This window comes from Synechococcus sp. MIT S9503, from assembly GCF_047304175.1.
GTDB lineage: Bacteria > Cyanobacteriota > Cyanobacteriia > PCC-6307 > Cyanobiaceae > Synechococcus_C.
Window position 1 is genome coordinate 1,270,732 of the sequence record NZ_CP138955.1, and the last position, 23,169, is coordinate 1,293,900.

Below are 23,169 nucleotides of genomic sequence, written 5' to 3' on the forward strand. Positions count from 1 at the left end.
CCGGACCCCGGGCCTAGAGAGCGGCAGCTGCCATCCGTGCGATTTCACGCATGTTGAAGCCGATCTCGCTGAGAGCTTCCTGGTAGCCGATCAGGAAATCCTCGATCAGATCTTCTTTTTCCATGTGCAGAGTGGCCGCGTCGGACGCAACCTGATCGAGCATGGAGCGAATCAGGGGGAGGTTCTCCTTGTTGGCGGTAAAAAGCTCCTCTTTGCTGGCCTCGAAGTTGTTCTTCAGCCACAGCTCGCCGTAGTTGAGGTGGAGGTATTCATCCTTCACGACACCTTCAGTGATCTTGCGGGCGAAGGGGTCCGCAACAGGGATATAGATGTGGTAAGCCGAGATGGCGAAGGCTTCGATCAACAGAGCCTGAATCAGCAGGCAGGTGACAACCCTGTCCTCATTGAGAGCTTTCTGGAAATTTTGATGCAGTGGCTCGAAGAATTTCTTGGCGAAAGGCATGTCAGCCGTCACACCCAGATTGCGGCCACAGGAAGTGAAGCCCTTCATGTGCTTCATCTCCATCTTCGCCAGCTTGGCGAGTTCATCCTTGTTTTCGGGGATCAGGGTTCCCAAGGCCATGTAGTTCTCATAGGCCTCCTGCTCGCCCTCGATCACGATGGCGTTGATCCTGCTGTAGGCGTCTTTGTAGGCCTCAGCAGCGAAGTCAGGCAGTTGTTGAGCCGATGCATCCCGCTCGTCAAGGACGGCAACCTCTGGGCTAACGGGGGTCGGCATGGATCTTTCCGAAACGTTCAACGCAGTTGACTGTAACCAGTGCTGTCCATATTGGACGTTAAATCCAACGACTTCAGACGCGACGGCGGTCTCCTCGGGGTGGCCAGCTTGATGCCATCAGGCTTGTGAACAGCCCTTGCCAATGACTCACCAGTGCTGTCTCCAGCTGGTGTCCGAGGGTCGCGTCAGCACCGCGGCTATCGCCGACCACCCCCGACTGACTGAGGTCGGCCGTGAACCAGGCGAGCGGCGCAGGGCCTTCCAGACTCCATCCCTCGGGTGGCCTGGCCGCAGCCGAATCGCTGACGTGGTCACCATCAAGAGGCCTTTGTTCACCGACGAGAGATGGTTCCAGGGCGAGCATCAGACTGGTTTCCGCCAGTCCCGCATGCAGACCGTGAGCAAGTTCATGGGCAGGCACGAGAGAATCGAGTCCCGGGACACCACTCCAGAGGAAACAGGGAAGAACGGCCATTGAGGGTGTTTCCGCGGCCAGTTCCCTTGCAGCGGCCTGCAGCAGACCGATCTGACCGCCATGGGCATTGAACAGCACGAGGCGCTGGACACCCTGGGCCGCGAGCTGTTTGCCCACTTCCCGCACAAGGCGAATCAACAGTTCCGCACTCAGGCTGAGGGTTCCAGGAAAGCCTCGGTGTTCGGGTGAAAGACCGATCCTCTGCGTCGGCAGTGCCCAGATCGGCAGAGTGTGCGGCATGCCTTCGAGAACATGGTCAAGGATCCGTTCAGCGAAGAGCGCATCGGTGAGCAGGGGAAGCTGCGGACCGTGCTGCTCGAAGGCCCCGAACGGCCACACGAGGGTTGAACCGCTCCGCTCCAGGGCCAGTGCTGCCTCCGGCCAGCGCATGCACTCCAGACGCCTTAGGGGTTGTTGACCATCGCCACTCATCCTGATTCAACCTCCTGCTGTCAGACTGTCCTGCCAAGGACGATGGGTCCCATGGCCGGAACAGAACGTCAGAATTCACGACTGGATGGTGGCAAAGGCGCTGCCGCTTCGGCGCAGCCACCTCGAAAACCGCTTCAGGTGATGCACATCAGCAAGCGGGAGGAGCAGGAACGGCTGCGCAGGGAAGCGGAGGAAGCCCGTGCTGCCGCCGATGCTGCTACAGCACGGGCAGCACAGCTCGAGCAGGCCGCACTGGCAGCAGAGGGAGGTCAGTCGTCGGTGGCTCCCAGGCCTCCGGCTGCTCCAAGAGGACCACAGACCTCCCATGCCCCGTCGATGGACCCCGATGAAGACGATCTCTCAGGGATGACCATGGCCGACCTGCTCGGCCCTGCCGACACAGGGCGATCCCTGAACGCCTCACCCGCCGAGGCGGCAGCGAGCCGCAGCGTCGACGATTTCGATTTCGACGAGGATGCTTTTCTCGCGGCACTCGATGCCAATGAACCTGTTGGCACCACGGGTGAAGTGGTGACCGGCACGGTGATCGGCATGGAGAGTGATGGTGTCTATGTCGACATCGGAGGCAAGGCTCCCGGCTTCATGCCCAAGAGCGAATGCGGACTTGGGGTGATCACCAATCTCAAGGAACGTTTTCCCAAAGGCCTCGAACTGGAGGTGCTGGTCACCCGCGAACAGAACGCCGATGGCATGGTCACAATCAGCTGCCGAGCTCTTGCTCTGCGCAAGAGCTGGGACAAGGTGAAGCAGCTCGCCAAGGACGGCAAGGTTGTTCAGGTCAAAGTCAGCGGTTTCAACCGAGGGGGTGTGACCTGCGACCTCGAGGGGTTGAGGGGGTTCATTCCCAGGTCCCAGCTTCAGGAAGGCGAAAACCACGAAGCACTGGTGGGAAAGACCCTCGGAGTCGCCTTTCTTGAGGTCAATTCCGAAACCCGCAAGCTGGTTCTCTCCGAGAAACGGGCTGCCGTTGCAGCCCGTTTCTCGGAACTGGAAGTTGGCCAGCTCGTGGAGGGTCAGGTGGCTGCCATCAAGCCCTATGGACTGTTCATCGACCTTGGCGGCATCAGCGGACTGCTGCATCAATCGGTGATCACCGGTGGCAGCCTCCGTTCTTTTCGTGAAGTCTTCAGCCAGGGCGACACGGTTAGGGCACTGATCACCGAGCTGGATCCGGGCCGCGGCCGCATCGGTCTCAACACCGCCCTGCTGGAGGGACAGCCGGGTGAGCTTCTGGCCGACAAAGACACCGTGATGGCAGAGGCTGAGGATCGAGCCAACAGGGCCCGTAACGTCCTCAGGCAGCAGGAACAGTCAGCTGGATGATCACAGCTCCGATGTCTGCCGGTGACGCCGGCCCCCAATCCAGGCCGCATCCCCAGGCCGACTGGGAGCTGGACTTCTACTCAAGACCCATTCTTGAAAAGGATGGAAAAAAACGCTGGGAGCTGCTGATCATCAGCACTCCGGAGATTGACGGCAGCGAATGCTTCCGTTTCGCCAAGCTTTGTCCTGCGAGCGACGTCAATTCCACCTGGCTGGCCGCAGCACTGCGTGAAGCGCTCGCTGACGCAGAGGATCAGGGCTGGAGACCACCTCAGAGACTGCGGGCCTGGCGCAGTGCAATGCGAACGATGGTGCAGCGTGCAGCGGCGGAACTGCTTCTGGAAGTGGTGCCCAGCAGACGCACGTATGCACTGCTCGACTGGCTTGAAGAACGCGAGAGGATCCTCTATCCCCAGGAGGAGGGTTTCATGGCGGGTCCGCTTGCCTTGCCTCCTTCCCCTGTCGAGACCCCTCCACTGCCCTTGCCTGAGGCGGTCCGGGGCGATGCCTGGACCTGGGCAGGACTTCCTGTCGGCAGCCTGAAGGATGCGACTGAGTGGCCACTTGGCTTCAACGGGCTTCTGCCCGTTCCCACCTCTCTTGAGGAGGATCTTCAGGTCCCCGGACTGCGGCTTTTCAGCCGCAGCCGTGCCCTGGCACTGGCCGGCTGGCTGGGAGGGCTTGAGCCTGTCCGTCTGCGCGTAAGTTCCCTCCAGCTGATTCTTGATGCCGGACAGGACGATGCCTGGCTGGTCAGTGATCTGAGCCAGCAGGAAGCGGAGCAGATCTCCGCCGCCCTGGAATCATCCTTTCTAAACCTGCATGGCCTTCAGTTCATTGCCGTGCAGAGCTCGCCGGAAAGCGAGCGCTTCGAAGGCTTCTGGATGCTGAGGGATCAGCCGCAACCATGAATCCCGCTCCGGGAGATGGCCGAGACACAGCAGAGGTGGATCCTCTCGCCCAACCAGACAGCAGCTTCAACACGCTTCCCGGCTGGACCTGGGTGGGCTGTTACGGCGGCTATTTCCTCACTGCGGATCATCTGCATGACGCTGGTTTTGAACATGGCTTCTTCACCCGTCGCTGGCATGGCCGTGGGCCGGATGAACTGGCCGCCTACCTGTCATGCGGTGTCACCGTTCATCGTCCTCAGCAGGTCCATGGGAATGTCGTTCTCGAAGCCTCCGCAGCCTTTTGCGCACCATGGCCCGATGCTGATGGCCTGGTGAGCGACCGGGGTGGGCAGAGCCTCTGGGTCTGCGGAGCCGACTGCACCCCCGTGCTGCTTGCCGATCCTCAGACCGGTCATGTGGCAGCGTGCCACGCCGGCTGGCGTGGAGTGGCCGCCGGCATCCTGCCCGAAGCCATCGCCAGACTCGAGCAACGCGGAGCCGACAGGTCACAGCTGCTCATCGCTCTGGGGCCAGCCGTCAGTGGAGAGCGCTATCAGGTTGAGGAATCAGTGGCCCTTCAGGTGGGTGAGGCAGTGGCAGCTGAGCCCAGATCACTGGAGCAGCTGCAGAGGCAGGGTGTGATCCTTCCCGATTCCGAGCAGGGTCGCTGGCGTCTCGATATCCGACAGGCCGCTGCGCAGCAACTGCAGTCGGAAGGGATCGACAGCGAAAGAATCAGAACCTGTCCGCTGTGCACGATCGCCGAACCAACCCTGTTTCACTCCTGGCGACGCGATCAGGTGAAGACGGTTCAGTGGAGCGGGATCGTGGGGCAGGCTGCGATCTGAACCTCACGGTTTTCCGGTTGATGTGAGCGCAATCAGGCGCAATGCGACAGCTTCAGCTGCGCGAATGCCATCGATCGCTGCCGAGAGAATGCCTCCCGCGAAACCGGCTCCCTCACCGGCCGGTGTGAGACCGATCACGTTGAGCGATTCCAGGCTTTCATCCCTTGCGATTCGCAAGGGCGAGGAGGTGCGCGTTTCCACCCCGGTCAGCACCGCATCGGGATGTTCGTAACCGGAGAGCTTCCTGCTGAACGCGGGCAGAGCCTCCCTCAGAGCCGCCACCATGGGCTCGGGGAGAAGCTCGGCCAGATCGGAGGGCCTGACTCCCGGTTGATACGAGGGGGTGACTGTTCCGAGACAGATGGACGGCCTTCCCGCCAAAAAGTCCTCCTGTCGCTGAACAGGGGCGCTGTAATCCTCTCCGCCGAGGGTGAAGGCGAGTGATTCGAGTTCACGCTGGAAGACCAGACCAGCAAGCGGATCCCCAGGCCAGCGCTCATAGGGCTCCAGGTCTGAATCAAAAACGGGAACCACCAGCCCGCTGTTGGCGTTCCGTTCATTGCGGGAGTGCTGGCTCATCCCATTGGTGACGACCCGACCGGGCTCCGAGGTTGCACCCACCACAAACCCCCCGGGACACATGCAGAAGCTGTAGACGCAACGACCGTTGGCAGCGTGGTGCACCAGCTTGTATTCAGCGGAGCCCAGCAGCTGGTGACCGGCGGCATCTCCCCAGCGGGCGCGATCAATCAGCGACTGTGGGTGCTCGATCCGGAGACCGATGGCGAATGGCTTCCGCTCCATGGCGACGCCTGCCCGATCCAGCATCGCGAAGGTGTCCCTGGCCGAGTGCCCAGGGGCCAGAACCACCTGACTGCAGTTGAGGCGGCTGCCGTCGGAGAGTTCCAGTCCTGCGATCCGCATCCGCTTGCTCCCGGGAGCCTCAGCGGGCTCGAGCAGGAGTTGTTCCACGCGGCAGCCGAAGCGCACCTCACCCCCAAGATCCTCAATCTGGGCGCGCAACCCCCTGACCACCGTCGCCAGCTTGAAGGTGCCGATATGCGGACGGTGACGGGTGAGGATGTCGCGGTTGGCGCCGCATTTCACCAGCTCCTCCAGCACTTTGCGGCCGTAATGAGCGGGATCGCTCACCTGGCTGTAAAGCTTCCCGTCGGAGAAGGTGCCGGCGCCACCTTCCCCGAACTGAACATTGGATTCAGGCTTGAACGTCGATTGACGACGCCAGAATCCAAAGGTGTCGCGGCTGCGCTGCTTCACGGCCTGACCGCGCTCAAGCAGCAGCGGGCGAAACCCCATCTGTGCGAGCAGCAGTGCTGCGAAATAACCACAGGGTCCGGCGCCGATCACCACAGGACGCGCCCGTGCCAGATCATCCGGACTGGATAGAGCATGGGCGACGAAGCGATAGGACTCATCGGGACTGCGACGGATGCGACGGTCGGCGGAGCGGCGACGCAGCAGTGCTTTCTCCCCCTGCACCACAACGTCCACGCAGTAGATGACCCGGATTCGATCCTTCCGACGGGCATCGATGCTCCTCTTCACCAAGGAATGGGAGAGGAGTCGCTCCTTCGGAACTCGCAGACAGCGGAGAACAGCCTCTTCAAGATCCTCCTCCGTGTGGTCCAGATCCAGCCGCAGCTCGCTCAGACGCAGCACGAGCTCTCTCCTTCCCAGACCTTTTTGAAAACCTTACCGGCCTGACATCAGTCGGGTTACAGCCGCTCCGGATGGCGGCTGCCCTGGTCTTCGACTCAGGTCACTGGCCGCTCCCTGAAGACGAACGGAACGTCCATCGAGGCGTGCTTTGACCGCATCACACATCGACGTCGGTTCCTGATCAGGATCAAGCCAGCCAAAGTGATCCCTGGTGCCTTCTGACGAAACCGGAGCAGGGGCGAGCGAAGCGAGGGTGAGCATGCGCGCCGAGTCGAATCCAGAGGCAGCCACCAGATCCGGAGGCTGATCATGCTGATCGACAAACCGTTTGCTGAAGGCTGTCCATCCCGGTCCATGGGCCGACTGGTCGAGAACCAGCTGATTCCAGGGGCGAATCTCAAGGCTGCGGACACGATGGGCAGGAAGCATCCAGACCCATGGCCGCGTGGCTGAACGGTGATCGCGCTCCCCTGTTGCCCGAGCTGATGCAAGTCGACTGGCCAGATCACCGTCGGCAGCAGTGCCAGACGGGGGACTGCAGCGCTGTGCTGGCTGCCAGGGCCTGGCAGCCGGGCAGGGTGGCGGCAATCACTCCCAGGACCCGCAAAACTCGGTCGGACCCGGCCAGAAGTGAATTGGAGCGTTTATGGAACGCAGTTCCTCCGACATCATCGGACGCGCTGATGTCTGGTGACACTTCTTGAGGGTGGGCCATGCCTTGGGGACCCGGCCGGTCAACCCTAGTGAGGCTGTTCTGGTTCGTCCTCCTTTGTCACAGCTTCGGGGCTGCCACCAGGAATCGCCAGTGAGAGAAGTCCAACGATCATCAGCAGACTGCCGATCGCGATGGCGAAAGATCGGTTGTCAGATGCTGCTTCACCCCAGAAGGCCGTGCTCAGGAACGCTGCACCGAGCAGAACACAGGGCACCATGACGATCCCTGAGGCAATGCGGTTCCGTGCCATCTCAGGCGGCGGGACAGCTGACGCGAGCCAGTCCCTCATGCACCAGTGCGGCGCCCAGATCCAGCTCGTCTCCGATCGGTGTGACCCTGGCCAGCAGAACACCGTCTGAGCTGCCCTCCGGCCGCAGATTCACCCTCCGGCGACGGGGAACAGCACGGCGAAGCCAATCCTGTGCCTGCTGCTCATCATCAGGCGCGACCTCCACGCAGGCAAGCTGCACGCTGTAGTTGCGATTGCGATCGCCAACCTGAAGAAGCGTCGCCGACCTCACCTGCAGAACCTCAGCAGCGAAAGCCTGAAAAGGCAACAGCAGCATCAGGCTGAAAGCTGCTGCAATCACGACGCTGATTCTCACAAGCCACCACCGTTGGGGGAACAACTCCCAGACTCCTGCAAAGCCAGTTCAGCCTCGGAGGGCAGACCCACCATCTGAGCATTGCTGCAACCCGGAGGAACCATCGGATAACAGTTCTCACCACGACGTACATGCACATCCACCAGGGTTGGATTCGGTGAAGCGAACGCCTCAGCCAGACCGCTGTGAAGATGCTCGCGCTCAACGAGCTTCATGCCCTCCACACCAAACGCCTTGGCAAGGGCTTCGAAATCAGGCATACCGCCCAGCATGTCGGAAGCCGAATAACGCTCTTCGTAGAAACTTTCCTGCCACTGACGAACCATACCCTGCCAGTGATTGTTCACAATCACCACCTTCACCGGGAGCCTGTACTGGGCGAGGGTTCCCAGTTCCTGGATATTCATCAGCACACTGGCGTCCCCGGCGATGCACACAACCTGACGATCTGGACAGGCAACCTGGGCCCCCAGTGCAGCAGGCATCCCGAAACCCATGGTTCCAAGCCCCGCACTGCTGATCCAGCTGCGGGGACCATTGCGCAGATACTGTGCAGCCCACATCTGATGCTGTCCCACATCCGTGGTGACGATGGCTCCCGGAGCCAGATCGCGAACAGCCATCAGCACCTCCTGCGGATAGATGGGTCCTTCTTGAGGAGGGATCGTCAGGGGATAGCGCTGTTTCCAGTCGCGGATCCTGTCAAGCCAGGCCGTGGTCTGAAGCTGCGGAGATCGACGCAGACTCAGGTCCACCAATGCGGCAAGACTGACACCCACATCACCGAGAACGGCAACATCGGGGCGCCTGTTCTTGCCGATCTCGGCTGGATCGATCTCGAAATGAACAACCCTGGCTTTCGGGGCGAAAGTGTCGAGCTTGCCGGTCACCCGATCATCAAAGCGAGCCCCTACCGCAATCAGCAGATCACAATCGGTCACTGCAAAATTGGCATAGGCCGTGCCGTGCATGCCCAGCATCCCCAGGGCCAGAGGGTGAGTTTCATCAAAAGCCCCTTTGCCCATCAGCGTGGTGGTGACGGGTATCTGGTAGCGCTCAGCAAGCATCGCGATGCTGTCATGAGCTGAAGCCGCGATCGCACCGCCCCCCACATAGAGCAGTGGACGACTGGCTTCGGCGATCAGATCAAGCGCAGCCTCGATCGACTGAGGATCAGGTGGGGGCGTGGAGGCAAAGCCGGCCGGGATCACGGATCCTGGTTCGACCGGGACGTAATCAAATTCCTCCTGTCCGACATCCTTGGGGATGTCGATCAGAACAGGGCCCGGTCGACCCGATGCGGCGATGTGAAAGGCCTGCGCAACCACCGAGGCGAGATCCGCGGGATTTCGAACAACCCAGGAATGCTTCACGATCGGCAGTGTGATCCCGAAGATGTCCGTTTCCTGGAAGGCATCGGTACCGATCGCCGTTCTCGGCACCTGACCGGTGATCACCACCATCGGCACTGAATCCATCTGCGCTGTGGCGATGCCCGTCACCAGATTGGTGGCGCCTGGACCGGATGTACCGAAACAGACACCCACACGGCCTGTGGCACGGGCATAGGCATCGGCGGCGTGGGTCCCGCCCTGTTCGTGACGCACCAGGTAGTGCCTTAGCCAACCTTCGCTTTCCGCGACATGCAGCGCGTCGTAGATCGGAAGGATGGCTCCGCCCGGATAGCCGAAAATCGTCTCAACTCCATGCCGGCGCAGAGCATCCATCAGCGCCTGTGCTCCGCTGATCCTGCGACGACCGTCGCTGCTTGACGCTGAATCGGCCGTGGGAGCAGAGGTCAGCGTCACTGTGTCTACACGGGGGTCTGACCCTCAAGATTAAGGGCCGGCCTGTCGGGCTGCCGCCGTTCAGAGCAGTCCGAGAGCGTGCAACGGCCCCTGACCACTGATGATCTCCAGCAGGAATGCGGAGAAGCCGAGCATGGCCAACCTTCCGTTCCAGACCTCGGAGCTGTTGCTCCAGCCCCACTCCCATTTCTCCTGCGGATAGAGCTTCACCGTGTTCGGCAGCTCCGCTGCCGCGTCGAGGCTCACCTCAGGTCCTTCAAGACTGGTGACCACGAGATCGGCCAGGCCTTCGATGAAAGGGGGATAGGTGTCGAGAGCCCGCACACGCCTGAAGTTCACAACTCCGGCTTCGGTGGCGAGTTCACGGTACTCGATGTCGATTTCCTCAAGCGTTTCGATGTGCTCACTGACGAAACTGATGGGCACAACAACCAGATCGTTGATCTTGGCCTCGCCGAGTTCCTCAAGCGCTTCTTCGGTATACGGCTTGAGCCACTCCACCGGACCCACACGGCTCTGATAAGCGAGGGTATGGGGATTGCCATGCCCCATCAGCTCCTCGAGCTTCTTCATGATCAGACCGGTGCAAGCCTCGATTTCCTGTTGATAGGGATCGCCAGCCTCTTCGACGTAACTCTTCGGAACACCGTGGGCACTGAAGAACACGTGGGCCTTCTTTGCGTCATCGCTGTTACGGACCTCCTCGGCGATCAGCTCGGCCATGGCTGTGACGTAGCCAGGGTGATCGAACCAGCTGCGGATGCAGCGGATCGGCAGCTTCTCGAAGACGCCGTCACCCTGACGCAGCCTCTGCAGCTCGCGGAAACTTGAGCCACTTGTGCTGATTGAGAAATGTGGATAAAGCGGCAGAACCACCACCTGATCCATCCCGTCAGCCTTGATGTCCGCAACGGCGGACTCAGTGAAGGGATGCCAGTAGCGCATGGCCACATAACTGGTGGCGTCGATGCCGCGTTGACGCAGAAGGCTCTGAAGCTCCCTGGCCTGCTGCTCTGTGATCCTGCGCAGAGGCGAGCCACCTCCGATAGAGCGGTAGGCACTCTGTGACTTGCCGCTACGCAGGGTGCTGATCAACCAGGCAAGCGGTTTCTGAAGCGCGGGAATCGGCAGCCGGATGATCTCCGGATCGGCGAAGAGATTGAAGAGAAATGGACCAACATCCTGAATCCGCTCAGGGCCACCCAGATTGAGCAATACGACACCGACCCGAGCCATGTCTGGAAACGAATTCAGGGGTTGAGAGTAACCCGCATTAACGGCATGGTGGCGCTGTCCTGAACGAAAGGATGAACCGCAGCGAGGAGTTTGAGCAGATCAGGCGAAATGCGAATGCTTCACTGGCGTCGATCGGCATCAGCCTGCGTATCGAATGTCGCGGTCGTCGGTTAAATCTTCGCGGCTCGTTGCCCGATCGGAAAAGCCCTGATCAGCGATCAGTGCAACGGCTCAGTCTCGGACTGGAGATCGGCCGCGAGGGATTGCGCGAAGCAGAACAGATCGCCCGGGTGATCGATGCCCAGCTCAAACGCAACCAGTTCCGCTGGGATCAGTGGATCACAGCAGCATCAACGGGTAAAACCCGATCCGAGTCGGCCGAAGGCGCTCACGCCCCACTTGAGCAGCAATTGCAAAAGTTCGAAAGGGCTTTTTTCGCCGATCCACGGCGCCGCCGCTCCCCGTCAGGCAGTCGGACCACATGGACAGGTGCCTACAACCCTTATCTGCGGCGACTGCGAACACTGGCCGGAGACGACACCGGGCCGATCGCAGCTGAGCTGCTGCTGAAGACCCTGCACAGCTATCCCGACGGGAGCCGCAGCCGCCAGCAGTGCAGCACCGCGCTGGCTGGGCTGGCCAGGCAGCTGGATCTCGAACTTCCCGAGAACTGGCGTGCCGAAGCCGCCGGCTATGGCCTGCACCGGGCCCGTTTCCGTCAGCTGCCCAGCGATCATCAGATCCTTGAAGGCATCCTGCGCATCCCCAATCCCCGCTGGCGACTGGCCTATGGACTGATGGCCACCTATGGGCTCCGCAACCATGAGGTGTTTTTCTGCGACCTCTCCGCGTTGTGCGCGGAGGGGGATCGGGTGATCCGGGTGCTTCCCACCACAAAGACGGGAGAACATCAGGTGTGGCCGTTCAACCCTGATTGGGTTGAACGCTTTGACCTCCTGAAGCTTGGGAAGGAACCGGAGGCACTTCCGGTGATCAGCACCGACCTCAAACGAACCACCCTGCAGCAGGTTGGACGACGCGTCACCGAGCAGTTCCGCCGCTACGAACTGCCTCTCACGCCCTATGACCTGCGCCACGCCTGGGCGGTGAGAACCATTCACATCGGTCTTCCTGACACGGTATCCGCGCGAATGATGGGTCACTCCGTGGCCATACACACCCGCACGTATCACCACTGGATCACCCGGCGCGATCAGCAGCAGGCTGTCGATGCGGCCCTGGCCAGGCAGCACGCCTGACGAGCGGAACATTGCTGGGTCTGGTGGGATTGCCGGCCTCGGTCCGCACGGTCCAGTTCCGCAGCGGCAGGATGACCCCCTTGAATCACGTCGCGTTTTTCCGTTTCCGATCCTGATGACGTCGTTTCTGCGACCCCTCGCCTACCGCTATCGCTGGATCTACGACACGGTCACGGCCATCTCATCGCTGAGCGTCGGAGGAGTGGAACGTCTGCGTGGGCTTGGACTCGAGGTCCTTCAGACCAGGCTGGAACCCCGCGGTCCGGTGCTTGATCTCTGCTGCGGAAGCGGAGAAGCCGCATCTCCCTGGCTGGCGGCGGGATTCAGTGTCACGGGGCTTGATCTTTCACCACTGGCGCTCTCTCTGGCCGCGCGACGACACCCAGGGCTCAGGCTGGTGGAGGGACTGGCCGAGGATCCGCCGCTGGAGGATGAAAGCTTCCTCGCCGTTCAGCTGAGCGTGGCACTGCATGAATTTCCTCGACGGGAGAGGGAGCTTGTGCTGCGGCAGAGCCTGCGCCTGCTGAAGCCTGGAGGGTGGCTGGTGCTGGTGGATCTGCATCCTGCGGGGCCTTGGTTGCGACTGCCCCAGCAGTTGTTCTGCAGTTTGTTCGAAACCGAAACAGCCACGGCCATGCTGGAGGATGACCTGCCATCCCAGCTGAAACAGCTCGGCTTCACCGACGTGAAACAGGAGCTGCTGGCGGGACGGGCGTTGCAACGGATCACCGCAGCACGCCCCGGCATTCATGCACCCTCTCTATGAGCAACGGCAACCTGGATCAGACGGCAGCCGAACTGGGCATGGGCGGAAACCTTGCTCCTGAGCAAGACGACGCCGGCTACAGGAAGCGGATGGAACGACGCCAGCAGGTGCAGCGCCAGCGCGTCGAGCAGCGCAACAGGGAGAAGGGACTGATCCTGGTGTTCACCGGGCACGGCAAGGGCAAGACCACGGCGGGGCTCGGGCTGTTGCTTCGCACCCTCGGGCATGGTGAACGGGTGGCGGTTGTGCAGTTCATCAAGGGTGGCTGGGAACCGGGCGAAGCCAGGGCATTGCAGAGCTTCGGCGACCAGGTCCGCTGGCATGCCCTTGGAGAGGGCTTCACCTGGGAGACCCAGGACAGGCAGCGTGATCAGCAGCTGGTGATGCAGGCATGGCAGACCGCCCTGGACTACCTGCGTGATGACCGGATCAAGCTGGTTCTGCTGGATGAGCTCAACGTGGCGATCAAGCTCGGCTACATCGAACCTGAAACGGTGATTGCCGGTCTGAGGGAACGACCTGAGCTATGCCACGTGGCCGTCACAGGCCGAGGGGCACCACCGGCACTGATTGAAGCCGCGGATCTGGTCACGGAGATGACCTTGAACAAGCACCCGTTCAGGGAACAGGGGGTCAAGGCACAGCCAGGCATCGAATACTGAGCGTCACTCCAGCTCCAGATCGCTTTTGATCAGACCGGATGCAGCTGTCAGAACAGAAAGTCCACTGACCAGCAGCGCGCGATGCACCACCGGATCACGCCAGCAGGATGGGTCCTGGCTTGCACGGTCAAGCGCGGACAGGGTGAGGCGTGCCATCACCGAACTGCGTCCACCGATCTCCTCAGGCATGAGTGCTTGGATGTTGACCCATCCAAGCGGCTCCAGCGAGGGTGCGCCAGTGGCGGGATCGTCTGATCCTGCTTGCTACTGTCGGCTGGATCAGGTGGATGAATGGCCTACGCGCGTGCACTCCTGAAACTCAGCGGTGAGGCGCTGATGGGAGAACAGGGCTACGGGATCGATCCCGCCATCGTGCAGTCCATCGCCGAAGACGTCGCCAGGGTGATCGCAGGCGGGACCCAGTTGGCCATTGTCGTTGGCGGTGGGAATATCTTTCGTGGCCTGAAGGGATCGGCTGCGGGAATGGATCGCGCCACGGCTGATTACGTGGGCATGTTGGCCACGGTGATGAATGCGATCACGCTTCAGGATGGACTGGAGCGCGCCGGCGTGCCGACACGGGTGCAGACAGCGATCGGCATGCAGGAGGTCGCTGAGCCCTACATCCGCCGAAAAGCCATCCGTCATCTGGAGAAAGGCCGAGTGGTGGTCTTCGGTGCCGGTTGCGGAAATCCCTTTTTCACCACCGACACCACGGCAGCACTGCGAGCCGCCGAGATCAATGCCGATGTGGTGTTCAAGGCCACCAAGGTGGATGGGGTCTACGACAAGGACCCGGCTAAACATGCCGATGCCGTGAAGCATGAACATCTCACCTATCAGCAGGTTCTGAGCGGTGAGCTTGCCGTCATGGACAGCACCGCCATCGCACTCTGCAAAGACAACAACATTCCGATCGTTGTTTTCAATCTGTTTGAACCTGGCAACATCGGCAAAGCCGTGGCTGGAGAGCCGATCGGTTCCCGGATCAACAACTGACAATCGTTATGTCGAAGCAAGACCTCGAAGCAAGCATGCAGAAGTCGGTGGAATCCACCCAGCGCATGTTCAACACCATCCGCACGGGACGTGCCAATTCGTCTCTGCTCGATCGCATCACGGTGGAGTACTACGGAGCCGAGACGCCGCTGAAGTCGCTGGCCACGCTGACAACACCTGATTCCCAGACCATCCAAATCCAGCCCTTCGACATCAGCGCCCTGGCGGGAATCGAGAAAGCCATTGCCATGAGCGAGCTGGGTTTCACCCCCAACAACGATGGCAAGATCATCCGCATCAATGTCCCCCCGCTTACGGAGGAGCGACGCAAGGAGTTCTGCAAGCTCGCCTCCAAATACGCCGAGGAAGGCAAGGTGGCTCTGCGCAACATTCGCCGCGACGCCATCGACAGGATCAAGAAACAGGAGAAGGAAGGCGACTTCTCCGAGGATCAGAGCCGTGACGAACAGGAGGGCATCCAGAAAACTCTCGACAAGTTCATCGGACTTCTGGAGAAGCACCTGGCCGACAAGGAGGCCGACATCCTCAAGGTGTGATTGAAACCGACGTTGCCGTGATCGGTGCCGGAGCTGCCGGCACCGCAGCAGCCTTTCATCTTGCCGCTGCGGGGCACTCGGTCAGCGTGCTCGAAGCCGAGCCCAGTGGACGGATCAAGCCATGTGGTGGTGGCATGGCGTCCTCCGTTCAGAACTGGTTCCCCTTCGACCTCACCCCAGCTGTGGATGATGTGATCCGCCGGGTCGACTTCAGCTGGTGTCTGGAAGATCCGGTTGTCGCAGACCTTCCAGGGGAAGCACCGTTCTGGATCGTCAGGCGTGAACACCTGGATCGCCTGCTGCTTGACCAGGCGGTGAGCGCCGGTGCCACACTTCACCGCCCGTTCCGCGTGACATGCCTGGAACGCAACGATGCGTGCTGGACGCTGAAAAGTGAGCAGGGTGAACCCATTCAGGCAAGAGCCGTGGTGATTGCCGATGGTTCTGGGTCACCCTGGCCGCAGCAGGTCGGCATCGGTCCGCGCTCCCTGCACATGGCGAGCACCCTGTCGGTTCGCCTTGAGGGACTGGGAGCACTCACGCCTGGAACGGCGCGATTTGAATTCGGTCTGGTGCACCATGGTTTTGCCTGGGCTTTCCCTCTGGCAGATGGCATCAATGTGGGTGTGGGCACCTTCATCGGCAGAGACGTCGCCGATTCCGAGACGATCCTCAGTGCACTGCTGCCCGACCTCGGCTTTTCAGCTGATGCAGGTCTGAGGCAGCAGGCCAGCCTGAGGGTCTGGAACGGTCACAGCCCACTGCATTCCGACGGAGTCATGGCAGTCGGTGATGCCGCATCTCTCTGCGATCCCTTTCTTGCGGAGGGGTTGCGGCCAGCTCTGATGAGCGGCTGCGAAGCAGCCAAACATCTTGACCGCTGGCTGAGAGGCGAGGAGCGCTCCCTTCACGGCTACTCCAGGGAGATGCGACAGCGCTGGGGAGACTCGATGGCCTGGGGGCGCCGGATTGCACAGGTGTTCTACAGGTTCCCCGGCGTGGGCTATCAGCTTGGTGTCAAGCGGCCCACCGCGCCCAGACGAATCGCCCAGATCCTTTCTGGAGAGATGGGATACGGCGATATCGCCCAGCGTGTGATTCGCCGGTTGCTGCTGCAGCGCAACTAGAGATCGAGGGCCAGCTGCTGCATGGATGGATCAATCACGCGACCACGCGATCGTCGCCGGGATGATGCAGGCAAACCGGCGCGCCTTGACCCGTGCCGCCTCTGAATGGCATCGGCATGGCGATCAAATCCCGCTGAATGCCTGATCGCGAAGATCATCTCCTTGGCCTGTCTGGCCGAATCAGCACAATCCACGATCGGCATCACACCGTTGAAAGCCCAGGGTTCATGCAGATGCACCGCGGGAACATCCGCCAGTTCAGGGCACCATCGACGGATGAACACTCCATCCGGATCATGATCACGCCCCTGCTTGATCGGGTTGTAGATCCGGATCGTGTTGATGGAGGTGCTGCCCGACTGCATCTGACACTGACTCCAGTGAATCCCAGGTTCGTAATCAACAAACTGCCGCGCCAGATGCAGACCGCTGTCTCTCCAGGGCAGCCAGAGGTTGTAACTCGCAAACGACATCAACATCGCCCGCATCCGGAAGTTGATCCAGCCATGCGCTCTGAGGGCTCGCATGCAGGCATCGACAAATGGAACTCCTGTCGTCCCCTCAGCCCAGGCGGTCAGACGATCGGCATCGGGATCTCGCAGGTCACGCATGAAGGGGTGAAAATCCTGCCACTCGATCGATGGCTGATCCTCGAGTTTCTGGATGAAATGGCAGTGCCAGTGAAGTCTTGACCCGAAACTGCGCACACCGCGGCCCTGCAGCCCTCTGCTGCGCTGGAGAACCTCGCGCATGGACAGGCAACCCCAGGTGAGATAGGCGGACAGCCTGGAACACCCCGTGAACGCCTTGTTGGGACTGGAGATGGATCGGCAGTAATGCTCCACACGTTGTTGCAGGAAATCCTCGAGCTCATTGAGACCGGCGTGGCGGCCTCCCTGCTGACGGTGGGGACAGTGATCCGGATCGAGTCCCAGTTCAGAGGACGTGGGTGGTTCACCAGCTGAGAGCCCCTGCAGCGGCACAAGACGGCTCGGAGCGGGAGTGATCGATTCCGCCATCTGCGCCTCCCATCGCTGAGCCCAACCCTTGCGACTCCGAAGCGGTCGGATCACACCGAACTGGGGAATCTCCCGCCAGGGGATGCTCTGATGCCTTGCCCACGCAGCCACCCTCCTGTCTCTGGAATAGGTCCAGTCATTTCCGGTTTCTTCATGACTCCAGAGGCCGGTCACACCAAGCTGTCGCCTGGCGCGCTCGAGAACTGCAACCGCATCCCCGCACCGGATGACCAGAGGCTGACCCAGGTCAGCCATTGCCCGCTGGAGATCGAGAAGCGCCTCCCTGCAGAATTCCCACTGACGGCCGGAGGCATCCAGCTGAAGCCAGAACTCAGGTTCAACGATGTAGAGAGGAAGCACGTCCCCGATAGCCAATGCCTCGACCAGAGGCCTGTGATCCTCCAGCCTCAGATCCCGCTTGAACCAGACCAGCTGCAACGCCATCGAACGCGGAACAGCTCCACACAACACAGACGAAACTAATCAGATCCGGATCAGGGTTGGGCTTTGATCTTCAGGTCACGCAGACGTGCATCGACCGAGGCCAGCAGCTCGATGGCGAACATGGGTGACTCCTGAACGGCGAACAGGAATTTCTCACGGTTCATCTCGATCAGACGGCAATCGCTCTGGGCCAGTGCCGTACCCAGCCGTCGATGGCCTTCCATCACCAGCGCACCGGCGCCGAAAACGTTGCCGGCTTCGATCAGTTCATATCCCTCCTGACCGCTCTCATTGGTCCAGGACAGTCGGACCGTTCCCTCGAGCACGCCGAACATCGACGAACCGGGGTCATCAGCCTCGAAGATGACATCACCGGCATTGACGCCGTGCACCTCGCTCTTGCGAGCAAGGGCAACCATGGTGTCAAGAGCGTTCACAGGCGACTGGGGGCAGAACGGAACAGAGGATCAGGCCGTCGTCAGGGACAGAGCTGATCCGAAGCCACGCCTCACCTCCTCTTGGGTGAGCCGGCCATCATGATCAAGGTCGAGAGCATCGAAAACGGCATCGCTGCCAAGCCACTCATCGCGGGTGATGCAACCGTCACCGTTCATGTCGTTGAGCATGAAGATCTCCTGCACGGCATGACCGAAGGCCTGACCTCCCTCCAGTTCCGCGAGCCGGTGGGCCAGCATGCTTTCCAGGGTCTCAATCGCCTTGCTGAAGCCCTTGATCCCCTCGCCGAGCTTGTCGGTGGCCATGCGGTCGGCAGCCATCATCGAATTGAACGTGTCGCGGTCAACATGAATCTGGGCTTCACTGCTTGAGGGGTTGGCAGCGTCGAGCTTGCGGGTGAGCCTGGCGTCGCTGGAACGCAACTGATCCAGCAGCTTGGGTGAAATGGTGAGCAGATCACAGCCTGCCAGCTCGGTGATTTCGTCGATGTTCCGGAAACTGGCTCCCATCACCTCGGTTTTGTAGCCATAGGCCTTGAAGTAATTGAAGATCTTGGTGACCGAGAGAACCCCGGGGTCTTCAGGTCCGGGATAGGAATCACGGCCGGTGTCAGCCTTGTACCAGTCAAGGATGCGGCCAACGAACGGAGAAACCAGCGTGACACCGGCCTCCGCACAGGCTGCAGCCTGACCGAAACCGAACAGAAGAGTGAGATTGCAGTGAATTCCCTCCTTCTCCAGAACTTCTGCCGCTTTGATGCCCTCCCATGTGGAGGCGATCTTGATCAGCACGCGATCGTTGCTGATGCCGGCGTCGTTGTAGAGGCGAATCAGCTTGCGGCCTTTTTCAATGGTGGCATCGGTGTCGTAACTCAGCCGCGCATCCACTTCCGTGGACACTCGCCGAGGAACGATCTTGAGGATCTCCTTGCCGAAGATCACGCTGATCTCATCGAGGGCCTCCCGCACCACCTTTTCAACAGGGGCGCTGTCGCCGATCAAACGACGTGAGGAACGCAGGGCCTCGTCGATCAGATTTTGATAAGCGGGTATCTGAGCAGCTGCAAGGATCAGGGACGGGTTGGTGGTGGCATCCCGAGGCGTGAATTTGCGAATCGCTTCAAGATCGCCCGTGTCCGCCACAACAACGGTCATCGCAGAGAGCTGCTCAAGGAGGGAGGCCATGTCTCTAAAGGCTTGTTGCCTGTAACGTAGCCGCGTTTTCAGGCCTGGCATCCAGCGGAAAAATTCAGCTGTGCCGAGGCTGTTTCGAGCTTCAACCGGGCTGGGCCGATGCTGGGGTGCTGGCCGTGCTGGGGGGAATCCTCTCAATCACCAGCAGACCATCAATGATTGATTTGGCAACCGGCAGAGCCACGGTGGAGCCATAGGCGTTGTCTCCCTGAGGTTCATCCACAACCACCAGCACGACATAACGAGGATCATCGACGGGAAGGGTGGCTACAAAGCTGCAGATCAGAGCGCCGGGAACATACACACCATTGAGAGCCTTCTGCGCGGTTCCCGTTTTGCCGCCAATGCGATATCCAGGCGTTCTTACGCCCTTGCCGCTCCCCTTTTCAACCACGGATTCCATCCAGGCCATCACGGTGCTGGTGACTTCAGGCTTCAGCAACGGCTTACCCTGACGTGATCCGGGCGGAGCCAATGCATCGCCTGCTCTGAGTCCACGGGTGATGTGAGGGCTGACCAGACGACCTCCATTGGCGAGCAATGCATGCAGCTGCACCAGCTTCAGGGGTGTCAGGGAAAACCCCTGACCGAAGGAGGCCGTGGCAGGTTCAATCGGTTGCGAGGTGAACTGCTCCTTCGACTTGAGCTGTCCGGCAACGGCTCCGGGCAGGTCGGTGTCAGGTCGTGCATCAAGGCCAAGGCGACTCAGCCAGTCCCAGTAGGTGGATGAGGGCAGATTGCGCATGGCCTGAACCATGCCCACATTGCTGGACACCTGCAGCACGGTCGCGTAGTCGATCAGACCGTTCGCTCGCCGGTCGTGATTGTTGATCGGCCAGCCACCGATCGTGACGGAACCGCTGTCTTGGACGCGATCTGTGGTCTGAATCGCATCCTCCTGAAGGGCGAGTGCGAGGTTGATGGGCTTGAACGTGGATCCAGGTTCATAGAGGTCCTGCACGGACCATTCACGGAAACGGCCAGCCGGAAAGGTCCAGTAGCTGTTCGGGTCGTAGGTGGGAACGGAAGCCAGCGCCAGCAACTCGCCGTTGGTGACATTCATGACGATGGCGACTCCTTTCTTGGCTTTCCAGGTTTTGATCTGATCGGCGAGAGCCTTTGCGGCTAGGGCCTGGAGGCGCGCGTCGAGAGTGAGCTGAAGCCGCAGATCGTCTCCAAAGAAAACGCCTGCATCGAGGTTGTCAGGTAATGGTGTGCCATCGGCTCCACGGCGCAGACTTCGGGCCTGTTCATGGCGCTGCAGCTCGTCGTGTCGGCTTTGTTCGAGCCCTGCCTGAGGTTGACGCTCCTGATTCAGGAAACCAACCACGTTGGCGAACAGATCTCCCTGGGGATAGACCCGGTGGGGATAGGACTCAAGATCAACACCGGAGATGCCGGCTGATCGAATCGTTGATGCGGTTTCAGGATCCAGCCCCTCGATCAGCTTGATTCCTGAGGGACGATCACCGATGCGCTTGAGGATCTCCTGCTCGCTCAGTGCAAGCAGAGGTGACAGGCGTGCCGCAACATCAGCAGGAGGCCTGATCAGCGTCGGGGCATCGCCGGGAAGATTGAAGTAACGGGGATGCAGCCAAAGGCGATAACGCTCCTCATCGAGGGCAACGAGACGTCCAGTGCGGTCGACGATCGGACGTCGGGTCCCAAGGGGCTTGGTGCGCTGGGTCTGAACCAAGCGGGCACGAGCTTCCAGCTCATTGGCCTGAAACACCTGAAGCCAGGCCATCCGCACCATCAGGCCAACCAGACCGACGCAGAGAAGCGCAAACACCGAGCGCATGCGCCCCGCGGGGACAGGCTCCAGGGGAACGACCCGCCTGCGCTGGCGGCTGGCTCCGGACCGGGGGAACTTGGCGTGACGGCCCATGAATCAGTAGCCGTGATGGATGGTTCGCTCCATCAGCGAACCGAGCATGGCCAGATGATTTGTCGCCGGAGTTGTCGTCGCCGAGGAGGGACGGTCGAGATACACCAGATTGGCCACAGTGGTGGGAACCATCTGCCTGGGTGTTTGTGCCCGTTCCAGCAGATGACGTTCAAGCATCGCCGTGGATTCAGTCAGGCGATGGGCCAGATCCCTGGTCATTTCAAGCTGACGAAACGCCAGGGTCCAACGATGCTGCCAGTGCAGCGTGAGACCGCTCAGCAAGAGCACTGCCGCGAACACCCCGATCAGACTGCCGTCCGCTGTGCGATGAAGCCCCGCCAGCAGCGGAGACTTGCGCGCGACACGCCGAGCGGAGAGAGACCCCTGAATAACCTCGAAAGGGCCGGCGGATGCCGGACGTTGCGCGGAGGACGGCTGTGACTGCGGAACCGCGACCACGGACTAGGTTCATCAATGCGCCAGTGAACCACCTGAGGGAGGACCCTGCAAGCCTGAAACCTTGACCAGGACTGAAGATTGGATCAGCTTCCAAGCAACAGGAGATTCAGGAAGGTCACACCGTTCCAGAGTGCATGCATCACGACGCAGGGCAGCAGACGACCTGTGCTGAGACGCAGAAGGCCCAGACCGAGCCCGAGCACCAGCAGCGGAGCAAGTTCACCGATGCTGAGGTGCGCCACGGCAAAGACCAGTGCACTCACCACAACGGCGCCGGTACGGCCGAGGGAACGGCCGAGCACGGGCAGCAGAACTCCTCGGAAGATCGTTTCCTCAAACAGAGGCGCCAGAACCACAGCAGTGAGTGAGAGCAACAACAGCGCCACCGGGTCCTGACTGTTGAGAACGATCTCGAGAAGTGGATTGCTACCTCCCTGATCGCCGATCAGACGCGTGATCATCCAGCCGGTCAGAACAACGGGTGGCAACACCATCAGCCAGCCCCGTGCCCCCTGCAGCAATGCACTGCCCAGAGGCTGCACCCGCCACTGCAGCCATCCATCCTGAGGCCGCTGCGCGCGGTCCAGCTGCCCGAGCTGCTGGCGCAGAATCAGCAGTGGTGGCAACGCCAGGGCGACATAACCGAGAAACACGTTGACGCCCTGCGTCAGGGGCGCAGGAAAACCACGGGTGACTACGGAGGAGAGAGGAATCACCAGGATGGGCAGAAGCACCTCGCCAAGCACCACGAAACCGCCGGCAACCAGCAACACCATGTCGAGAACCCCCAGTGGAGGGGCCAGAAGGGCCGGCCAGGGCGGCAGCCGGCGTCGCAGCAGCAGCCACAGATGGCGGAGCAGCAGCAGTCCGCCGAACAACAGAGCCAGCAGAGGCAGAAGCTCACTGACGACCAGCCGGCGTGCGGCCTTGGTGGCGGATGCCTGATCGAGGCAGCTTTCCGCCTCTCCCCCCAGTGCCTTACAGGCAAGCCGACGGGTGAGTGGATCTGGGGACAGCGGCAGCAGCCTTGAACGTTCATCCGCACTGATGCTGCGGTCCCCTCCCTTGGCCAGAGCCCTCTGAAGCTCAAGCAGATCAGTGGATTCGAGCTCAACCTGCTGGAGACTGCTCAGATGGTCCGGATCCGTCTCCAGTGCTGTGAACAGGAGCTTCTGCCGGTCATCAAGACGTTCAAGCGGGCTTTGACGCAGGCTGTTCAGCAGGGAGTCAGCGGCATCCGCTCCCAGCAGAAGCGTGCGCAATGGAGCTGGAACCTGCGGCTCCGCCAGCAGAGTCAGCTCCTGTTGCTCAAGTGACAACGCAGGGGCGACCGAGGGTTTGGCGAAGCTGTCCACCAGCCCCACAACCCAGAAGAATGTGGCCAGCAGCAGAGACAGCAGGGCAAGACTCACCTTCCAAAACGGAGCAGCCGTTGAACGTCCGGAGGGTGGGCTGGTCACGCAGAGCGGGCAACTGCATCGAATTCTCGTCGGTGGCGCGTGCTGCAACCTGTGAAGACTGCACCAAGGCCACGCTCATACGATGGCGGCGCTCTCTAAGCATGC

Annotated in this window: 25 protein-coding genes; 9 read left to right on the plus strand and 16 right to left on the minus strand. The window is 61.0% G+C overall.

The genetic code is table 11. The annotated features are described in order from the left end of the window. Positions 1-13: 13 nt before the first annotated feature. Together SIB56_RS07260 and SIB56_RS07265 are read right to left on the minus strand one after the other, a co-directional pair. Positions 14-739, minus strand: coding sequence for an aldehyde oxygenase (deformylating) (locus SIB56_RS07260; RefSeq protein ID WP_413326867.1), 726 nt, complete (start codon positions 737-739; stop codon positions 14-16). Positions 740-812: 73 nt separating this feature from the next. Beyond that, positions 813-1,646, minus strand: coding sequence for a creatininase family protein (locus tag SIB56_RS07265; protein WP_413326869.1), 834 nt, complete (start codon positions 1,644-1,646; stop codon positions 813-815). Between the two features lie 51 nt (positions 1,647-1,697). Between SIB56_RS07265 and SIB56_RS07270 the strand changes: the two genes are divergently transcribed. From SIB56_RS07270 to pgeF, 3 genes are read left to right on the plus strand one after another with little or no spacing between them, the layout of a single operon-like run. Further along, a complete protein-coding gene (locus tag SIB56_RS07270; RefSeq protein WP_413326871.1) occupies positions 1,698-2,990 on the plus strand; it encodes a S1 RNA-binding domain-containing protein in 1,293 nt (430 codons plus the stop codon). Further along, positions 2,987-3,901, plus strand: coding sequence for a Tab2 family RNA-binding protein (locus tag SIB56_RS07275; protein ID WP_413326873.1), 915 nt, complete (start codon positions 2,987-2,989; stop codon positions 3,899-3,901). Before SIB56_RS07270 ends, SIB56_RS07275 begins: the two co-directional genes overlap by 4 nt. After that, positions 3,898-4,731 (plus strand): peptidoglycan editing factor PgeF, encoded by an 834-nt coding sequence (pgeF, locus tag SIB56_RS07280; protein WP_413326875.1) that lies wholly within the window; start codon positions 3,898-3,900, stop codon positions 4,729-4,731. The genes SIB56_RS07275 and pgeF overlap by 4 nt, the downstream gene beginning before the upstream one ends. Before the next feature lie 3 nt (positions 4,732-4,734). On the opposite strand, the gene SIB56_RS07285 is transcribed toward pgeF, so the two are convergent. From SIB56_RS07285 to hemH, 7 genes are all read right to left on the minus strand, one after another. Then, on the minus strand, positions 4,735-6,411 hold the full coding sequence (locus tag SIB56_RS07285; protein WP_413326878.1) for an NAD(P)/FAD-dependent oxidoreductase: 1,677 nt from the start codon (positions 6,409-6,411) through the stop codon (positions 4,735-4,737). A 33-nt stretch (positions 6,412-6,444) separates the two neighbouring features. After that, positions 6,445-6,840 carry a hypothetical protein gene (locus SIB56_RS07290; protein ID WP_413326880.1) on the minus strand — a complete coding sequence of 132 codons (396 nt, stop codon included), beginning with the start codon at positions 6,838-6,840 and terminating at the stop codon, positions 6,445-6,447. 76 nt (positions 6,841-6,916) lie between these two features. After that, positions 6,917-7,126: a hypothetical protein gene (locus SIB56_RS07295; protein WP_413326882.1), complete on the minus strand. Its 210-nt coding sequence runs from the start codon at positions 7,124-7,126 to the stop codon at positions 6,917-6,919. Between the two features lie 25 nt (positions 7,127-7,151). Next, positions 7,152-7,376, minus strand: a complete 225-nt coding sequence (locus SIB56_RS07300; RefSeq protein ID WP_413326884.1) for a GIVxVP protein — start codon at positions 7,374-7,376, stop codon at positions 7,152-7,154. Position 7,377: 1 nt separating this feature from the next. Further along, positions 7,378-7,692 carry a nuclease gene (locus SIB56_RS07305; protein WP_413327209.1) on the minus strand — a complete coding sequence of 105 codons (315 nt, stop codon included), beginning with the start codon at positions 7,690-7,692 and terminating at the stop codon, positions 7,378-7,380. Between the two features lie 35 nt (positions 7,693-7,727). Beyond that, positions 7,728-9,539, minus strand: coding sequence for a biosynthetic-type acetolactate synthase large subunit (gene ilvB, locus SIB56_RS07310; protein ID WP_413326886.1), 1,812 nt, complete (start codon positions 9,537-9,539; stop codon positions 7,728-7,730). A 60-nt stretch (positions 9,540-9,599) separates the two neighbouring features. Then, on the minus strand, positions 9,600-10,775 hold the full coding sequence (gene hemH / locus SIB56_RS07315; protein WP_413326888.1) for a ferrochelatase: 1,176 nt from the start codon (positions 10,773-10,775) through the stop codon (positions 9,600-9,602). Positions 10,776-10,846: 71 nt separating this feature from the next. On the opposite strand from hemH, the gene SIB56_RS07320 reads away from it, so the two are divergent. The 3 genes from SIB56_RS07320 (at position 10,847) to cobO (ending at position 13,462) form a co-directional block, all read left to right on the plus strand. Next, positions 10,847-12,034 carry a site-specific integrase gene (locus SIB56_RS07320; protein WP_413326890.1) on the plus strand — a complete coding sequence of 396 codons (1,188 nt, stop codon included), beginning with the start codon at positions 10,847-10,849 and terminating at the stop codon, positions 12,032-12,034. 115 nt (positions 12,035-12,149) lie between these two features. Next, positions 12,150-12,800: a methyltransferase domain-containing protein gene (locus SIB56_RS07325; RefSeq protein ID WP_413326892.1), complete on the plus strand. Its 651-nt coding sequence runs from the start codon at positions 12,150-12,152 to the stop codon at positions 12,798-12,800. Continuing rightward, the gene (cobO, locus tag SIB56_RS07330) at positions 12,797-13,462 is read left to right on the plus strand and encodes a cob(I)yrinic acid a,c-diamide adenosyltransferase (protein WP_413326895.1); all 666 of its coding nucleotides are present in this window, start codon (positions 12,797-12,799) and stop codon (positions 13,460-13,462) included. The genes SIB56_RS07325 and cobO overlap by 4 nt, the downstream gene beginning before the upstream one ends. Positions 13,463-13,465: 3 nt before the next feature. Here cobO and SIB56_RS07335 read toward each other — a convergent pair whose 3' ends face one another. Then, positions 13,466-13,651 carry a hypothetical protein gene (locus SIB56_RS07335; protein ID WP_413326897.1) on the minus strand — a complete coding sequence of 62 codons (186 nt, stop codon included), beginning with the start codon at positions 13,649-13,651 and terminating at the stop codon, positions 13,466-13,468. A 102-nt stretch (positions 13,652-13,753) separates the two neighbouring features. Between SIB56_RS07335 and pyrH the strand changes: the two genes are divergently transcribed. From pyrH to SIB56_RS07350, 3 genes are read left to right on the plus strand one after another with little or no spacing between them, the layout of a single operon-like run. Further along, a complete protein-coding gene (gene pyrH, locus SIB56_RS07340; RefSeq protein ID WP_413326899.1) occupies positions 13,754-14,461 on the plus strand; it encodes a UMP kinase in 708 nt (235 codons plus the stop codon). An 8-nt stretch (positions 14,462-14,469) separates the two neighbouring features. Continuing rightward, entirely contained in the window at positions 14,470-15,018 is a 549-nt protein-coding gene (gene frr / locus SIB56_RS07345; protein WP_413326901.1) for a ribosome recycling factor, read from the plus strand. Then, positions 15,015-16,145 (plus strand): NAD(P)/FAD-dependent oxidoreductase, encoded by a 1,131-nt coding sequence (locus tag SIB56_RS07350; protein ID WP_413326904.1) that lies wholly within the window; start codon positions 15,015-15,017, stop codon positions 16,143-16,145. Before frr ends, SIB56_RS07350 begins: the two co-directional genes overlap by 4 nt. Here the strand turns inward: SIB56_RS07350 and SIB56_RS07355 are convergent. The 6 genes from SIB56_RS07355 to SIB56_RS07380 all read right to left on the minus strand — a co-directional run bounded on the left by SIB56_RS07355 (position 16,142) and on the right by SIB56_RS07380 (position 23,064). Beyond that, the gene (locus SIB56_RS07355; RefSeq protein WP_413326906.1) at positions 16,142-17,608 is read right to left on the minus strand and encodes an FAD-binding domain-containing protein; all 1,467 of its coding nucleotides are present in this window, start codon (positions 17,606-17,608) and stop codon (positions 16,142-16,144) included. The two genes, SIB56_RS07350 and SIB56_RS07355, sit on opposite strands and share 4 nt — an antisense overlap. A 50-nt stretch (positions 17,609-17,658) precedes the next feature. Further along, positions 17,659-18,045: a Crp/Fnr family transcriptional regulator gene (locus tag SIB56_RS07360; protein ID WP_413326908.1), complete on the minus strand. Its 387-nt coding sequence runs from the start codon at positions 18,043-18,045 to the stop codon at positions 17,659-17,661. A 30-nt stretch (positions 18,046-18,075) separates the two neighbouring features. Beyond that, a complete protein-coding gene (locus SIB56_RS07365; protein ID WP_413326910.1) occupies positions 18,076-19,248 on the minus strand; it encodes a transaldolase in 1,173 nt (390 codons plus the stop codon). 91 nt (positions 19,249-19,339) lie between these two features. Beyond that, positions 19,340-21,145: a peptidoglycan D,D-transpeptidase FtsI family protein gene (locus SIB56_RS07370; RefSeq protein WP_413326912.1), complete on the minus strand. Its 1,806-nt coding sequence runs from the start codon at positions 21,143-21,145 to the stop codon at positions 19,340-19,342. A 3-nt stretch (positions 21,146-21,148) separates the two neighbouring features. Next, the gene (locus SIB56_RS07375; protein WP_413326914.1) at positions 21,149-21,604 is read right to left on the minus strand and encodes a hypothetical protein; all 456 of its coding nucleotides are present in this window, start codon (positions 21,602-21,604) and stop codon (positions 21,149-21,151) included. An 83-nt stretch (positions 21,605-21,687) separates the two neighbouring features. Beyond that, positions 21,688-23,064 (minus strand): type II CAAX prenyl endopeptidase Rce1 family protein, encoded by a 1,377-nt coding sequence (locus SIB56_RS07380; protein WP_413326916.1) that lies wholly within the window; start codon positions 23,062-23,064, stop codon positions 21,688-21,690. Positions 23,065-23,169 lie beyond the last annotated feature (105 nt).